Below are 14,585 nucleotides of genomic sequence, written 5' to 3'. Positions count from 1 at the left end.
CGTACACCAGAATCCCCAGATGGACCATGCCGGGGAGCGATGAGCAGGGGGCGGCGGAGTACCGGGAGGCGCTGCCCGCCCCACTCACCCGGGCGCTTCAGGAGCGCGCCGCCGACACCGGTGCGGGACTGCCGGCGGTGCTGCTCGCCGCGCACGCCCGGGTCCTGGCGACGGTGGTGGCCGAACCCAATCTGCTCATCGGCCTGGTTGCGGCGGCCGGCCGGGCCGAGTCGCCGCTGAGCCTGACCGTCACGGACTCCTCCTGGGCCGACCTCGTCACGCTCGCGAGCACGGCGCCGGCCGCGGCAACCCGCGCGGAGGGCCGTCCCGAGGTGGTGTTCGACCTGTCGGGCCTCTCACCGACGGCCACCGCGCCCGCCGACCGCGCGGACACGGGCGACACGGCCGTCGGCCTCGGCGAGGGTGTCGTGCTGAGGGCGGCCGTCGTCGCCGGCTCCGGCGGGCTGTCGCTGCGCCTGGTGTACGACCGGGCACATCTCGACGAGAGTTACGCCCGCCGGCTGGCGGGCTACCACCTGCGGGCGCTGGAACTCCTCGCGGCGGACGCCTCCGCGCCCCATCACGGTCGGAGCCTGTTGTCGGACGAGGAGGTCGAAACCCACCTGTACGGCCTCGCGGGCCCACGCGTCGACCTGACCGACCGGACCTTCCTGGACCACTTCGAGGATCGGGTGCGCGAGGTTCCGGACGCGGTGGCCGCCGTGCACGGCCCGGTGCGCTGGACGTACCGCGAGCTCGACGGGCGGGCCAACCGGGTCGCCCACGCGCTGCTGGACGCCGGGGTGCGCACCGAGGACGTCGTCGCCGTGGTCATGGACCGCACCCTCGACTGGATCGCCGCGGCGCTCGGCGTGTTCAAGGCCGGCGGCGTCTACCTCCCGGTGCGCCCCGACTTCCCCGCCGACCGTGTGGCGGCCCAGTTCAGCCGCAGCGAGTGCGCGTTCGTGCTCACCGAGCCCGGCAGCGCCAGTCTGGCTCAGAGGGCGGGTGAACTCACCGGCCGCGCGCCGGCCGTGCTGTCCGTACCGGAGATCCAGGCATCCGGTGTCTCCGACGCGGCGCCCCGGGTGCCGATCGCTCCCGGCCAGGCCGCCTACATCTACTTCACCTCCGGCTCCACCGGCGCTCCCAAGGGCGCCATGTGCGAGCACGCGGGCATGCTCAACCACCTCCACATGAAGCTCGACGACATGGGGATGACGAACGGGACCGCCGAGGTCGTCACCCAGACCGCCTCGCAGTGCTTCGACATCTCCCTGTGGCAGTTCGCGGCTCCGCTGATGGTGGGCGGCAGCGTACGCGTCGTCGACACCGACGCCCTGCTCGACGTCGCCGGCTTCCTCGACGAGATCGTCACGGGCGGGGTCACCGTCGTCCAGATCGTCCCCTCCTACCTGGAGGTGCTCCTCACCCACCTGGAGCAGCACCCCCGGCCGCTCGGGGCGCTGCGCACGGTGTCCGTCACCGGGGAGGCCCTCAAGTACGAGCTGGTCCAGCGGTGGTTCGCCCTGTACCCGGAAATCAAGTTGGTCAACGCCTACGGTGCCACCGAGGTGTCCGACGACACCATGCACGAGGTGCTCGACCGGTTGCCGGACCGCGACTTCGTGACCGTCGGCCGCTCGCTGCGCAACGTCAACACCTATGTGCTCGACCAGAACCTGGCGCTGGTGCCGCTCGGCTCGCCCGGGGAGATCGCGTTCTCCGGGGTCTGTGTCGGACGCGGTTACATCAACGACGAGGAGCGCACCCGCGAGGCGTTCGTGCCCGACCCGTTCCGCGACGGCACCCGGATGTACCGCACGGGCGACTTCGGGCGCTGGCTGCCCGAGGGGCGGATCGAGTACCTGGGCAGGCGGGACGAGCAGGTGAAGATCCGCGGCTTCCGGATCGAGATCGGCGAGATCGAGAACAAGCTGCTGGCCCTGGCGGGGGTCCGGGAGGCCGCGGTCGTCATCGACGGCACGGGAGACGGGCAGCGGAACCTGGTGGCCTTCTTCAGCGGCGGGGACGGCGGTGCCGGCCCGGACGCCGAGCCCACCACCGAACGCGCCCGGGACTTCCTCGCGGGACTGGTGCCCGAGTACATGGTCCCGACGTACTTCCACCGGCTGGACCGGCTGCCGCTCACCGAGAACGGCAAGATCGACAAGAAGGCCCTGATCCGGCTGGCCGGCACCCTGGGCCACGGCGGCGCGGCCTACGCCGCCCCCAGCACGCCCGCCGAACAGCGGCTGGCCATGCTGTGGGCGCAGGTGCTGGGCGTGCCGTTGGAGCGCATCGGGCGGGACGACAACTTCTTCGAACTGGGCGGGACCTCGCTGGCCGCCGTACGTCTCCTGGTGCAGCTGGACCGGGCGCTGTCCCTGAAGGACCTGGTCGCCCACCCCGTCCTGGCCGACCTCGGGCGGGCGCTCGACGAGCGAGTACGGGGCGGGGAACGGGCCGCGACGGAGAACCTGCTGCAGCCGCTGGCCAACGCCACGGACCCCCATCACACCCTGGTCTGCTTCCCGTACGCCGGGGGCAACGCCGTCAACTTCCGTTCCCTGGCGGCCGAGCTGGAGCGGGACGGCATCGCCGTGCTCGGGGTCGAGCTGCCGGGCCACGACTTCGCGGGCGGCGACGACCCGATGGCCGACGTCCCGGAGATCGCCCGCCGGGTCCGGGACGAGATCGCCGCACGGGTCACCACGCCCGTACTGCTGTGGGGTCACTGCGCGGGCGCGGCCCCGGCGCTGGAGACGGCGCGGCTGCTCCAGGAGGCGGGCCGTCCGGCCGAGCGCGTCTTCGTGGGCGCGCTGCTGCTGGAGGACGTCGGGGCGCTGCGCGCGGAGATGGCGGAGGCGTCGGAGGCGGACAACAAGACACTGCTGTCCCGGCTGCGCGCGGACAACGCGTACGTCGAGCTGGACGAGCTCAAGCCGGAACGCGCCGACGTCGTGGGCCGGGCCTACCGGCACGACGTCCTGACGGCCAACAGCCACCTGATCCGGATCCGTGAGGACGCCGCAAGTCACCGCATCGACGCCCCGGTCGACGTCGTCGTCGCCCACGACGACCCCTCGACGGCGCGGTTCGCGGCGGACCACGGCGACTGGAAGGCCGTCTCCGACCGGGTGACCCTGCACGAACTGGGCCAGGGCGGCCACTACTTCATCGGCACACGAGCGGCGGACACCGCCGCACTGGTGCGGGCCTGCTGCCCGAAGCCGACGCACCGGGACTAGGAGGACCAGGGTGACGACGATCGACACGAGGACGCTGCCCGCCGACTACCGCCGGGTGGCCGCCACCGGGGTGAGTTCGGCCTTCGGCACGTTCGGTGAGCTCCTGCAGGGCGTTCTGCCGGAGGCGGACGGTGACTTCCTGGTCACCCTGCCCGTCGCCCGGTGGGCGGTGGCCCGCTTCGAGGTGGCCCCGCACACGGACGTGCTGGAGGTGTGGCCGCCGCACAAGAAGAAGGCCCTGCGGCTCGCTTCGATGATCATGGAGGACTCGGGGCGGCCCGCGGGCGGTGTGCTGACCATCGACAGCACGCTGCCCGAGGGCAAGGGTCTGGCCAGTTCCTCGGCGGACCTGGTGGCGACCGCCCGCGCGGTCGCCAACGCCCTGGACGAGCCCATGCCGCCGCGCCGCATCGAGTCCTACCTCGCCAGGATCGAGCCGACCGACGGGGTGCTCTACCCGTCGGTGGTCGCCTTCCACCACCGCAGTGTGCGGCTGCGCGCCCGGCTCGGCTCCCTGCCGTCCATGGCGGTGGTCAGCGTCGACGAGGGCGGCGCGGTGGACACCGTCGACTTCAACAGCATCCCCAAGCCGTTCACGGCGGCGGACGAGCGGGAGTACGTCCGGCTCCTGGACCGGATCACCGGTGCCGTCGCCCGGCAGGACCTGGCCGAGGTCGGCGCGGTGGCGACCGCCAGTGCCCGGATGAACCAGGTGCTGCGGCACAAGTGGTCGCTGGAGCCGATGATCGCGATCTGCCGCGAGGTGGGCGGTCTGGGCGTGGTCGTCGGGCACAGCGGCACCACGCTGGGAATCCTGCTGGACACCTCCGCACCGCACTCCCACGGCCGGCTCACGGCCGCCGCCCAGGCCTGCCAGGAGCTGGCCGGCAACGTGACGGTGTACCGCACCCTGAGCTTCCACTGACCCGGACACCCGGAAGGGGCCGCACCCGTGACGCCGGGTGCGGCCCCTTCCGGGTCGTTCGGCTACGGCTGGAACGGTTCGCCGAGGCCGACCACGATCTCCCGTTCGCCCCGGTGGGGTTCGCGGCTGTGCGCCGTGCGGACGTTGTCGACCACGAGGAGGTCGCCCCGGCGCCACGGCTCGCGGACGGTGTGCCTCTCGTACACGTCGTTGATCAGGTCGACGCTCGCCCGGTCCAGCGGAGTGCCGTCGCCGCAGAACGTGTTGAAGGGCAGCCCTTCGGGGCCGAACTCCGCCGTGAGGAACTCGCGGACCTCCGGCGCCATCGTCCACTCGTTGAGGAAGGCGATCTGGTTGAACCAGCACCGCTCACCCGTTTCCGGGTGTCTCACCACGGCCGGGCGGGTCTGTACGGTGTGCAGCGCGCCGTCGGCGTCCCAGCGCGCCTCGATGCCGTGCTCGGCGCAGTAGCGGTCCACCTCCGAGGGGTCGTCGGTGCCGAATGCCTCCTGCCAGCCGATCCCCACGAAGGGGTTGTAGTGGCGGGTGAGCCGCCAGCCGTGCCGCTCGAAGCGGGCGACGAGGTCCTCCGGCAGGTCGCGCAGTACGGCGCGGCTGTCGGCGGTCGCGGTGATGCCGCCGTCGGCCGGCGGGGTGAGGCAGGCGAACGCCACCAGCCGGGGGGCCGAGGACGCGTAACTGAGCTCGTGATGCATGCACATGGGCTGGTCGGCGGGCCAGTGCGAGGAGGAGTAGACGCCCTGTCCGTAGGTGTCGCGGGGTGCGAACCCCTCGCGTTCGATCAGCGGGTCGCCGATGACGCGGCCGACGGCCGCGGCGGCGGCCGCCCGGCTGTCCAGGCGCAGTCCGCGTACCAGTACGGCGCCGTTGCGGGCGACCGCCGCTCTGATCTCCGGGCGGTGGGCGGTGAGCCACTCGACGGCGGCGCCGGTCGGCGCCTCGGTCGCGTCGAGGCGGACGAGCGGACCTGTTCCGGTTCCGGGCATGGGGCGATGCCTCTTTCGTCTCTCGGAGGGGGTGCGCCGTGCCGGTCTGCGGGCGCGGCGATACGGTTCAGGCGGGCGGGCGCAGGAACGCCCGTACCGCGGTGATCGATCCGACGGTCGCGACCAGGACACCGGCGCCCAGCGCGGACCACACCTGGCCGCCGAGCGGCTGGTCGAGGGCGAGTGCGCGGTTGGCCTCCATGGCGTACGACAGCGGGTTGACCGTCGCCAGTACCTGGAGCCAGTCCGGCAGCCGCTCCTTGGGGACGAAGGCGCTGGAGGCGAACATCAGCGGGAAGGTGACGAGGTAGCCGGCGCTCTGCATGGCCTCGGGGTTGCGCAGCCACGCCCCGAGCGCGAGGAAGATCCAGGTCATCGCCCAGACGACCACGCAGGTCAAGAGGACCGCGGCCAGCAGCCCGAACGGTCCGCCGGCCGGGTCGGCGTCCAGGAAGACCACCGCCACCACCACGAGGATGACCAACTGGGCGGTGGTGCGCAGCAGATCGGCGAAGCTGCGGGCGAACAGCAGCAGCGGGGCGTGGATCGGCAGGGTGCGCAGGCGGGCCACCGCTCCGTTGTCCATGTCGCGCACCAGGCCGATGCCCGAGGCGACGGCGGGACCGATGCCGGTGGTCACCAGCAGGGCCGGCAGCAGGAAGTCCAGGTAGGCCACACCGTCGGGCAGGTGCCCCCGGTCGACGATGGCGCCGAACACCTGGCTGAGCAGCAGCAGCATGAACACCGGCTGGAGCATGCTGAGGACGACGACCTTGACGTGGGTGAAGTTGGCCCTGACCGAGCGCCCGGTGAGGATCAGCAACTGCGCCGTCAGGCTGCTGCCCTGCCAGGTCGGCACCGGGGCGGCCGTGAGCCGTGCGGGGGGCGGCGAGGTGCTGGTCATGCGGTTCCTCCGGAGTCGTAGGCCCGTCGCACACGGGACAGTGCCGCGAGCAGATCGGCGGACGTGACCTTGCGCGCGGCGGACACGGCCGCCCCGCCGAGGGGCAGCGCGCCGGTGTCCCCCCAACGGAGCCGTCCGTCGTGGTCGATGAAGCTCCTGGCCCGCCCGGCGTTGTCGGGGTGCAGGCAGTAGGGGATGTCGAGCAGACCTCGCCGGAACGCGGTCAGCAGGGCGGTGCCCACGTCGTCGTGCAGGTCCAGTACGGCATGGACCAGGGTGCGGGCCTCGGCGTACACCTCGGAGTCCGCGGCGGGCGGGCCGGGGGGCGGTGCGGTGGCGGTGGCCGCGGCGCGCGCGGCGGCCTCCAGTGCCTCCACGTTGTCGGCGACGGTCGGGATGCGGTGCGCCTCGGCGGCCGTCTTCACGATCAGCCGGGACGCCCCGGACGTCACCGCGAGCCGCGCGGCCGCCTCCAGGAGGTTCAGCCCGCCGCCGCGCGAGAGGGGGTACACGCCCATGTAGGCGTAGAGCACCACATGCCAGTCGATGGGCCCCAGCAGTTCCCCGGCGAGCCGTTGCAGGGCGGCGACCGCTTCCAGGTCCTGTTGCGGACTGGTCTGCTGGGCGTAGCTCAGGGACACGCTGCGCAGCCCGTGGCGGGCGAAGAAGAGGCCCTCCAGGACGCTCACCGCGACCAGAACGGCCGGCGGGCACAGCTGCCCGAGCATGCAGCCGCCGAAGCTCTCCAGGTGCGGCACCCTGCCGTCTCCGGTGTGCTCGGCGAGCATCTCGCAGGCCGTGCGCCAGCAGACGACCGCCTCGGCCAGCGGGGTGCGGCTGTAGGGCAGGCAGTACGAGACCGGCCCGCCCTCCGTGGCGTCCAGGCCGAGACCGAGCAGCGCCGCGACGATGTGCTCGGGCCGCGGGGAACCGTGCCTGACCTGGACGGGGAAGGAGGCGTCGTGGATGCCGTCGAGCACGCCCCGGGTGGTTTCGGGCGGGTGGGTGCAGATCGGGTAGCCGTTGAGCGTGACCCCCTCGGCCAGGGCCCGGCGGGCGGCATCGAGGTCACGTACCCGGGTGTAGCTGTCCAGGGTCAGCGTCCCCACCGTGACGGCGTCGGCCGCCCTGGTGCGGGCCAGCCCCTGGCGCATCCGTCCGGGGTCGCTGAAGCCCATGCGGGGCTGGACGACGAGCGTGCCGCGGGCCCGGGCTCCGGCCACGAACTCGCCGAAGGGGGCCTGCGTCACGACACCGCTCGGACAGGGGGCCGGGCCAGCATGTCGCGGAACGCGTTCACGTCTCCGTCGTCGAAGACCCGGTCGTAGCCCGCCGCGAGCAGCCGGCGCACCTGGCCGACGTTGCGCAGTCCGTCGGTCCCGAGTTTGCCGCCGATCACGATGGTGGTGCCGACGAGTTCCGGGCGGGCGCGCAGGACCTGGACCAGCCGGAGGCCGTCCTGGTGGCCGTGGCCGTTGACGCTGCTGACGACGATCAGGTCCGGGCGGAGCTCGACGGCCGATCCCATGACCAGGTCGTCGGGTGCGCAGGGGCCGAGGTTGGTGACCTCGTGGCCCCATTCCTCCAACAGGAGCTGGAGGTAGACGAGATTCCAGGTGTGGGCGTCGGAAGAGGTGCCGGTGACCAGCACGGTAGGCATAGGAGTGCCAGGCATGGAATTCATTGGAATCCCGGAGTCGGGGAGTGCCGTAAGCCCCGGGCAGGAACACCCTGAAACGCGGCGCACTCAGCGGCTGAAAGGTTCTTTGGAATTGCTGTCGGCCTCGACTCTACTGGGGCGGGCGGGGTCGAAGCCGAGGATCGGCTGGCCGGTACTGGCCTCGTCACCCTCGAACTGCCAGCCCTTACGGGGGTTTTGTCCCTGTTGCTGAAGGGACCACCGGCTGCGGGTGCAGTTTGCTGTCAGTCGCCTTCCCCGCCCCTGGGGCAGCCGGTAGAAAGTCACGGCAGTGCCGATTCGGCGCGCGGAAAACCCCGTTCGCAACCACGAAGGGCAGGCCACGGATATGGCGGGAATCGTCACCGCCCCCAGCGTTACCGCGATGCTGAGGAAGCATGCGGAAAACCGGCCGGAAAAGGAGGCGGCGGCTTTTGTGACGGATCCCCTCCGGGAGGACGGGACGCAGTGGCTGACCTATGCCGAACTGGACGGGCGGGCCCGGAGTCTGGCCGTGCATCTGCACCGGTCCTCGATCGGGCCCGGTGAGCGTGCCCTGCTGCTGTACCCCGCCGGACTCGACTTCCTGGTCGCCTTCTTCGGCTGCCTCTACGCCGGTGTCGTCGCGGTCCCCTCCTCGCTGCCCGGCCGCTACCGGCACGAGCGGCACCGGGTCCGGCGCATCGCGGACGACTCGGGCGCGGCGGCGATCCTGACCGACACCGGGACCCGCGCCGACGTCGAGACCTGGTGCGCCGAGGAAGGTCTCGGCGGTCTCCCCCTGCTGGCCACCGACGAGGCCGGGCCGAACCCCGGCGACTGGACGATGCCGGCCACGGGCCATTCCACCCTCGCCGTGCTCCAGTACACCTCGGGCTCCACCGGAGATCCCAAGGGCGTGATGATCAGCCACGGCAATCTGCTGCACAACGCCGAGAACATCGCGGACGCCCTGGGACTGGACGACACCACTCGCGGCGGCGGCTGGATCCCCCACTTCCACGACATGGGCCTGATGGGCCTGATGACGACGCCGCTGATGACCGGCTCCGCCACCGTGCTGATGAGCCCCAGCACCTTCCTCAAGCGCCCCCACCTGTGGCTGCACATGATCGACCGGCTCGACATCACCTTCTCGGCCGCGCCGGACTTCGCGTACGACGTGTGCAGCCGGCGCGTCACCGACGCACAGGCCGAGGGACTCGACCTCTCGCGGTGGCGGCACGCCGTCGACGGCTCGGAACCCGTCAGGTCCGCCGTCCTCGACCGCTTCCACCGGCGGTTCGCCGAGTACGGGCTGCGCCCCGAGACGCTCGCCCCCAGCTACGGCATGGCCGAGGCGACCCTCTTCGTCTCCGGTGCGATCGGCATCGCGCCGAGCAGCGTGCGCGTGGACGCCGGTTCCCTCGAACGCGACGAGTTCCGTCCCGCCGCCGGGGAGTCCGGCCGGGACGTGGTCAGCTGCGGGCCGCCGCTCGGCGCCGAGGTCCTGGTCGTCGACCCGGACACGCTGCGCACCCTGCCCGAGGGATCCGTCGGGGAGCTGTGGCTGCGCGGCCCCGTCGTGGGACACGGGTACTGGGGGCGCGAGGCCACCAACGAGGCCGAGTTCCGGGCCACCACCGCCGAGGGCGACAGCGGCTACCTGCGCACCGGAGACCTCGGAGCCCTGTACGAGGGCGACCTCTACATCACGGGCCGCATCAAGGACGTCCTCAACCTGCGCGGCCGCAACCTCTACCCGCAGGACATCGAGCACGAACTGCGGGTCCAGCGGCCGGAGCTGGGCAACCTGGTCGGGGCCTGTTTCGCCGTGCCCCGGACCGCCGGCGCCGGTGAGGACGACGTCCTGGTGGTCACGCACGAGGTCCGCGGCATCAAGGACGAGGAGCGGCTGAGGGAGCTCGCGGCGGACATGCGGCTCACCGTCGCCCGCGAGTTCGGTGCCACGGTCGGCGCCGTGCTGCTGCTGCGGCCCGGCGGTGTGCGCCGCACCACCAGCGGCAAGATCCAGCGTTCGGCGATGCGCGAGCTGTTCCGGTCCGGCGCACTGGAGCCGACGTACGCGGACTACCAGCCCACGCTGCAGCCGACGGCGGCGAGCCGCGAGCAGGCCCCGGCATGACGGTCACGCCGGCCGCGGCGGTGGCCGCCCCCGTCACGGAACTGACCCGCCTCCTCGGCGAACTGGCCGCACCCGGCGGGCCCTTCTCCGGCGAGCGGCTCGCCGCCCTGGACGAACGGGAGGCGTTCCCCGCCGACGCCTGCCGCGCGCTCGACGACTTCGGCCTGCCGCGCTACTACGTGCCGGCCGAACACGGCGGCGCCCTCGACGACTTCGGCGTGGTGACCCGGCTGCTGCGGGCGGTCTCCCGCGTGGACCTGACCGTGGCGGCGGCCCACGGCAAGACGTACCTCGGGGCCGTCGCCACCTGGATCGCCGGCGATCCGCGGCGGGCGGCGCGCCTCGGCCGTCGGATCCGCGAGGGCGCGGTCGTCTCCTGCGCGCTGACCGAACGGCACCACGGCAGCGACCTGCTGGCCGGTGAGGTCACCGCGGAGCGGGTGGACGGGGACGGCGGCTGGCGGCTCACCGGTGAGAAGTGGCTGATCAACAACATCACCCGCGCCGATCTGGTCACGGTGCTGGCCCGCACCAGCCCCGAGGGCGGCCCGCGCGGCTTCAGCCTGTTCCTCGTCGACAAGGAGCGGCTCGCTCCCGATGCTTTGTCCCCGCTGCCGAAGGTTCCCACGTACGGAATCCGCGGGGCGGACATCAGCGGTCTCGCCTTCCACGACGCGATGCTGCCGGACGACGCTCTCATCGGGGCGCCCGGCCAGGGGCTCGAGATCATCCTCAAGGCCCTGCACGTGACCCGCACGGGCTGCATGGGCATGTCCCTGGGCGCGGGAGACCACGCCCTGGAACTGGCCGCCCGGTTCGCCGCCGAGACCGCCGACCGCGGCACACCGCTCGCGCAGGTCCCCCACGTACGCCGGGAGTTGGGCGAGGCCGTGGCCGGTCTGCTGCTCGCGGAGGCCGCCGGGGTGGTCGCCGCACGGTCCGTCCACGCGCTCACCGGCGAGATGAGCGTCGTGTCCGCCGTCGCCAAGGCGTTCGTACCCGCCCAGGTCGACGACCTCGTCGCCCGCCTCCTCCACACCCTCGGCCCCTACGGGCTCACGGACGCCGACCCGCACGGACGCTTCGCCAAACTGGAGCGCGACCACCGCATCATCGGCATCTTCGACGGCAGCAGCCTGGTCAACCGCAACGCCCTGATCGACCAGTTCCCCCGGCTCGCCCGCGCCTACCGCAAGGGCCGCCGGGACGAGACCGGTCTGGCCGAGGCGACCGACGTCCGCGCCCCGCTGCGTCCCTTCCGCCCCGAGGCCCTCAGCCTGCTCTCCGGGACCGGCGCTTCCGTCGTCGCCGCCCTGCCGTCGGCCGTGGACCGCGTCCACGACCTGGCGGCGTCCGGAGGCGCGAGCGGCGGGCTCGCCACCCTGGCGGAGGGGATCCGGCGGGCCACGGACGGGCTGCACGAGCGGATGGCGACCATCCGCTACTCCCCGCGTGCCGTGCCCGGCCACGCCTTCGGGCTCGCCGAGCAGTACGAACTGTGCTTCGCCGCGGCGGCCGCGGTCCACCTGTGGCTGAGCCGGCCCGACCGCGTCGACGAGACCTGGCTGCGGGCCTGCCTGGTGAAGGCCCTGACCGACCTCGGCGAACCCGTCGAGGCGGCCGACCGCGACGTCTTCGACGCCCTCACGGACGTGCTGCTGTCCGCGCCCGGCACGGTCCCCTCGCTCCTCGACTCCCTGGAGGGTGCGGCCCGATGACCGCGGTCACCGTCTCCACCGATCTCGCCGACACCGTCGAACAGCATCTCGGCGACCCGTACGACACCGCCAACCCCCGCGGCTTCGCGGCGGTCCTGGCCGTGCACGAGACGGGCCGGCCACGGACCGGGGACCTGCTCCCCGACGCCCTCACGGCGAGTGCGCACCCCGCCCCCGAGGCGTGGCTGCACGCGCTGCGTGCCCTGTACCGCCGCTCGCCCGGCCTCGGCAGCACCGTCCGCACGGGCCTGCCCGACAACGGGCCGCGGGCCGCGGCCCTGGCCGTCGGCGCGTGCGTCGGAGCCCTCGACTCGGCACTCCGCGTCACGGTCCGCCATCTGCGGGGCCGCCTGCTCTACGGGGCGCCCGCCATCGACATCCCCCAGCTGCGCGAGGTGCTCGCGGGAGTCCACGCCGACCTGCTGCTGTGCGACGTCCTGACCACGCTCGCGGTCCGCGGCGAGGACGCGCTGCCCGCTCGGGAGGGCGCCCACGAGCAGGCTGTCCTCGGGCTGGTCCCGCGCGTCCTCCAGGGCGCCCTGGACCGGCTGTCCGTCCTGATGGGGTCGCGCTTCTACGTCCGAGAGGGGGAAACCGGCATCTTCCAGTTGCTGCTGAACGGGGCCCAGCGGGAGCTGTTCGCCCCGGCACACGGTCCTCGCCCCGCCCCCGGTCCCCTGCCGTTGACCGAGCTGGTCACCGCGCCCTGCGCCGCCGCCCTCCTCGACCCCGAGCTCGCGCGGGCAGCCCCCGGCCGGGTGCTCACCACGCCGGCGCGGCGCTCGCCCCAGCCCTCGGGCGACGTCCAGCAGCGCCTGTACGCGGACCTGATCCGCCGCTACGAGGGTGCCCGCACCTTCGACCTGGTCGAACGCCGGATTCCCGACCGCCCCTGATCCGCCCCCGCTTCCAAGAAAGGGACAGCTTCATGCCCGAGTCCGACCTCGAGACCCCCACCGCCGGCAGCCTCGCCCGCTGGCTCACCGACTGCGTGGCCAGCCACCTGGAACGCCCGGTCGACACGATCGATCCCAGTGTGCCGCTCTCCGACTACGGGCTCGACTCGCTGTACGCCCTGTCGGTCATCGCCGAGCTGGAAGACCACTTCGACATCTCCGTGGACCCGGCTCTCATGTGGGACAACCCCACCGTCGACGCGCTGAGCAAGGCCCTGGCCGACGAACTCGCCGTCAACGGCTGACGGTCACGGCCCTTCCTCCCCCCGCAGTCCAGCACTTCCGCAGAATCGAGAGGACCGCTCCGCCATGTCCGAAGCCCGTCTGCTCCGTCGACCCGTCTCCGCCGCGCAGTCCGGCATCTGGGTCGCCCAGCACCTGCACGCGGACAGCCCCCTCTACAACTGCGGTGGCTACTACGAGATCGCCGGGCCGGTGGACACGGAGATTCTCGCCGAAGCGGTACGGCGGGGCGTCCAGGAGACCGAGGCGCTGCGCTCGCGCTTCGCCCAGGAGGAACGGGACACGGACAGCGGCCCGGAAGTGACCCTCCACCAGCTCGTCGAGCCGGCCGAGCCGCACCCCCTGCGGTTCGTCGACCTGCGCGCTGCCTCCGACCCGGAGGCAGCCGCCCACCGGTGGATGAACGCGCGCATGGCCAGGCCCTTCGACCTGACGCGCGGCCCCGTCAGCGAACAGGCCCTCCTCAGCCTCGCCGACGACCTGCACTGGTACTTCCACGGCTACCACCACGCCGTCCTCGACGGTTTCGGCCAGTCCGTGTACGCCACCCGCGTCGCGGCGCTCTACACCGCCCTCCTCGCCGGGGAGCAGCCCTCGCCCACCGGCTTCGCGACCCTGGACCGGGTCGTCGCCGACGAGGCGGCCTACGCCGGCTCGCGACGGCACACCAAGGACCGCGCCCACTGGCGTGAGGTCTTCACCGACCTGCCCGAGCCGGTCTCCCTCGCCGGCCGCGCGTCCGGCAGCACACACAGCCTGCGCCGCCACGTCCGCACCCTGCCCACCCCGCTGGCCGAACGCCTCACCCGGGCGGCCGCCCGCCTCGGAGTGCAGTGGCCCGCCCTGGCCCTGGCCGCCACCGCCGCCTTCTTCCACCGGATGACGGGCGGCACCGACTTCACGTTCTCGATCCCGCTGGCAGGACGCTCGGGGCGTACGTCGCTGACCACACCCAGCGCCATGGTCAACGTGCTGCCCCTGCGCGTGCGGCTCACCTCGGACATCCGCTTCACCGAACTGGCCGCACAGGTGTCCCGGTCCCTGGCCGACGTCGTCCGTCACCAGCGCTTCCGCGGCGAGGAGCTCATCCACGAGCTGGGCCTCTCCGGCGCCGGCCAGGCCCGCCTCGGCCCGACCGTCAACATCATGGCTTTCGCCGGCGAGCCTCTGTTCGGCACCACACCCGCCGTGACCCATCCGCTCTCGACCGGCCCCGTGAACGACCTGAAGATCAACTTTTACGGCACAGCCGACTCGCGCTCCGGCATCCGTGTCGAACTGGACGGCCATCACGAGCTGTACGGAGAGGACGAACTCGTCTCTCACTGCGACCGGTTGGTCCGGGTCCTGGAGTGGGTGGCCGACAGCGACGAGGACTCCCGGGTGTCCGAGGTGGAGGTGCTGGAGGACGCCGAGCGGGAGCAGATCCTGTCCGGCTGGCAGGGAGCAACACGCAGCCTGCGCGGGGCGTCGTTGCCGGAGCTGTTCACCGAGCAGGCGCAGCGCACCCCGGACGCGGTGGCGGTGGAATGCGGTGACCGGGTCCTGACCTACGGCGAGTTGGACGCCTGGTCGGGGCGGGTCGCCGGATGGCTTCAAGGTCAGGGGGTGGGTCGGGGTTCGTTCGTCGCGGTGAAGCTGCCGCGTTCGGTGGAACTCGTCGTGGCGCTCCTCGCCGTTGCCAAGGCCGGGGCCGCCTATGTGCCGGTGGACCCGGAGTATCCGCAGGAGCGGGTCGCGCACATCCTCTCCGACGCCTCGCCCGCCCTCGTCATCGA

General features: G+C 72.6%; 11 protein-coding genes. 7 read left to right on the top strand and 4 right to left on the bottom strand.

Features of this window, described 5'->3' with window-relative positions; translation table 11 throughout:
* The first annotated feature begins 26 nt into the window (after positions 1 to 26).
* Positions 27 to 3,251, top strand: coding sequence for a non-ribosomal peptide synthetase (locus IE258_RS25310; RefSeq protein WP_189747055.1), 3,225 nt, complete (start codon positions 27 to 29; stop codon positions 3,249 to 3,251).
* A 10-nt stretch (positions 3,252 to 3,261) separates the two neighbouring features.
* Positions 3,262 to 4,176 carry a GHMP family kinase ATP-binding protein gene (locus tag IE258_RS25305; RefSeq protein WP_224326085.1) on the top strand — a complete coding sequence of 305 codons (915 nt, stop codon included), beginning with the start codon at positions 3,262 to 3,264 and terminating at the stop codon, positions 4,174 to 4,176.
* A 62-nt stretch (positions 4,177 to 4,238) separates the two neighbouring features.
* Here IE258_RS25305 and IE258_RS25300 read toward each other — a convergent pair whose 3' ends face one another.
* The 4 genes from IE258_RS25300 to IE258_RS41335 all read right to left on the bottom strand — a co-directional run bounded on the left by IE258_RS25300 (position 4,239) and on the right by IE258_RS41335 (position 7,762).
* A complete protein-coding gene (locus tag IE258_RS25300) occupies positions 4,239 to 5,183 on the bottom strand; it encodes a TauD/TfdA family dioxygenase (protein WP_189747053.1) in 945 nt (314 codons plus the stop codon).
* A gap of 67 nt (positions 5,184 to 5,250) precedes the next feature.
* On the bottom strand, positions 5,251 to 6,087 hold the full coding sequence (locus tag IE258_RS25295; protein ID WP_189747051.1) for an ABC transporter permease: 837 nt from the start codon (positions 6,085 to 6,087) through the stop codon (positions 5,251 to 5,253).
* Entirely contained in the window at positions 6,084 to 7,337 is a 1,254-nt protein-coding gene (locus IE258_RS25290) for a methylaspartate mutase (RefSeq protein WP_229892402.1), read from the bottom strand. Before IE258_RS25290 ends, IE258_RS25295 begins: the two co-directional genes overlap by 4 nt.
* On the bottom strand, positions 7,334 to 7,762 hold the full coding sequence (locus IE258_RS41335) for a cobalamin B12-binding domain-containing protein (RefSeq protein ID WP_308434204.1): 429 nt from the start codon (positions 7,760 to 7,762) through the stop codon (positions 7,334 to 7,336). The genes IE258_RS25290 and IE258_RS41335 overlap by 4 nt, the downstream gene beginning before the upstream one ends.
* Before the next feature lie 352 nt (positions 7,763 to 8,114).
* Here IE258_RS41335 and IE258_RS25285 point away from each other — a divergent pair, with 352 nt between their 5' ends.
* From IE258_RS25285 to IE258_RS25265, 5 genes are all read left to right on the top strand, one after another.
* Entirely contained in the window at positions 8,115 to 9,890 is a 1,776-nt protein-coding gene (locus IE258_RS25285; protein ID WP_189747047.1) for a fatty acyl-AMP ligase, read from the top strand.
* Positions 9,887 to 11,608 carry an acyl-CoA dehydrogenase family protein gene (locus IE258_RS25280; RefSeq protein WP_189747045.1) on the top strand — a complete coding sequence of 574 codons (1,722 nt, stop codon included), beginning with the start codon at positions 9,887 to 9,889 and terminating at the stop codon, positions 11,606 to 11,608. Before IE258_RS25285 ends, IE258_RS25280 begins: the two co-directional genes overlap by 4 nt.
* Entirely contained in the window at positions 11,605 to 12,504 is a 900-nt protein-coding gene (locus tag IE258_RS25275) for a hypothetical protein (RefSeq protein ID WP_189747043.1), read from the top strand. Before IE258_RS25280 ends, IE258_RS25275 begins: the two co-directional genes overlap by 4 nt.
* Before the next feature lie 32 nt (positions 12,505 to 12,536).
* The gene (locus IE258_RS25270; protein ID WP_189747041.1) at positions 12,537 to 12,809 is read left to right on the top strand and encodes an acyl carrier protein; all 273 of its coding nucleotides are present in this window, start codon (positions 12,537 to 12,539) and stop codon (positions 12,807 to 12,809) included.
* Positions 12,810 to 12,873: 64 nt separating this feature from the next.
* On the top strand, positions 12,874 to 14,585 hold a 1,712-nt coding region (locus IE258_RS25265), incomplete at its 3' end, for a condensation domain-containing protein (RefSeq protein ID WP_189747039.1).

The organism is Streptomyces tendae, assembly GCF_014650435.1.
GTDB lineage: Bacteria > Actinomycetota > Actinomycetes > Streptomycetales > Streptomycetaceae > Streptomyces > Streptomyces tendae.
Note: the sequence above shows the minus strand (reverse complement) of the source record. Positions and strands in the feature narration are given on the sequence as shown.